We start from the raw sequence: 1,127 nt of genomic DNA on the forward strand, positions 1-1,127 counted from the left end.
AAGTTAAGCAAGGATCAGTGTGTTTAACTTGACAGTGGGAGTCATACCAACGCCTTGCTAAGCGGATAAAAATGGTTGGCTATAATCGCGAAGCGATGGCCAACTGTTTTTGTTCCGTTTAAGAAACTTGTTATACTACATATATTTACGCATTAATTTATTGCAAAACACTTGCAGTTTTTTCTCATTATCACTTACAGAAGCGACAGATTATTTAAAAGTGTTTTGACTAACAAGTCCATTTATAATTGGAAATGTAGTTGGCTCATAACTATCAAAGTTGAAAGTTTCATCGTGAAAATATAGATTACATAGCATTTTCATAGGGACAATTGAGTTATTTACTTTATTTAAAGCAACCTCTTTATCTACTTCAAATGTTTGCCCCAAAGAAGCAAATGCTATGGGTGGCTTTCCTAGACGATTAGGTGCATTGCGAAACATTAAATTCAACAACTCAGAAGCATTTTTAGTATATTCCGTTGATAAGCCATATAGCTCTTCAATTTTTGATCTATATAGCTCTTTACTATCTCTTTTTTGCTGAAAATGATGATTTAACATTACAACTGAAATTGTGATCAAAGCAGTAATTAATACAATTATCAGCTTTGCCTTATCTGAATCTTGTGCAAATATTTCAATAATTGTATTCATAGTGACCTTGTAATATAGCGCCTCATTAAGAGGCTTAAACTGTTGGCCTAAAATAAGCGAGGCACGAGCTAATGGCCAGCTGTTTTAGTCCTTTTGAATGACTTGTTATATGCCTTTTAGACAAGCCGTTTTTTATCTTTTACATAAAACTTGATAGCCAATAGCCAAAACGAAACTAAAGCCAACAATGCTATTTTGTCATATTTACGAAGAAACTTATTTGCAAACACCTCTTCTAGCGCTTTCATTGAACCTTGAAGCTCAAAGTTAGCAACCATATGCTCGCCTAATAAGGTAATAGCTAAGTAAAAAATCACACCAAGTATTAATGCCCACTGTGTTTTTTTAGATAAAGCTAAAACACAAAAGAATTCGATGAACCAATTAGGCATAAATACTCCTTTTTATGACTGGCATATAGACATAATGACTCCCACACGGTGTTAGCCTCCGCTTTTCGTGGGTTAGCT

Annotated in this window: 2 protein-coding genes; both read right to left on the reverse strand. The window is 34.2% G+C overall.

Features of this window, described 5'->3' with window-relative positions; translation table 11 throughout:
- Positions 1 to 210: 210 nt before the first annotated feature.
- The gene (locus V6260_RS18450) at positions 211 to 657 is read right to left on the reverse strand and encodes a hypothetical protein (RefSeq protein ID WP_341595561.1); all 447 of its coding nucleotides are present in this window, start codon (positions 655 to 657) and stop codon (positions 211 to 213) included.
- A 116-nt stretch (positions 658 to 773) separates the two neighbouring features.
- The gene (locus V6260_RS18455) at positions 774 to 1,049 is read right to left on the reverse strand and encodes a hypothetical protein (protein WP_341595562.1); all 276 of its coding nucleotides are present in this window, start codon (positions 1,047 to 1,049) and stop codon (positions 774 to 776) included.
- Positions 1,050 to 1,127: the final 78 nt, after the last annotated feature.

The organism is Pseudoalteromonas aliena, assembly GCF_038155085.1.
In the GTDB taxonomy this organism is placed as follows: Bacteria; Pseudomonadota; Gammaproteobacteria; order Enterobacterales; family Alteromonadaceae; genus Pseudoalteromonas; species Pseudoalteromonas aliena_A.

What these genes read in the sequence shown, in the direction of transcription:
- V6260_RS18450 (WP_341595561.1), bottom strand. Translation starts at nt 657, where the DNA reads ATGAATACAATTATTGAAATATTTGCACAAGATTCAGATAAGGCAAAG.
- V6260_RS18455 (WP_341595562.1), bottom strand. Translation starts at nt 1,049, where the DNA reads ATGCCTAATTGGTTCATCGAATTCTTTTGTGTTTTAGCTTTATCTAAA.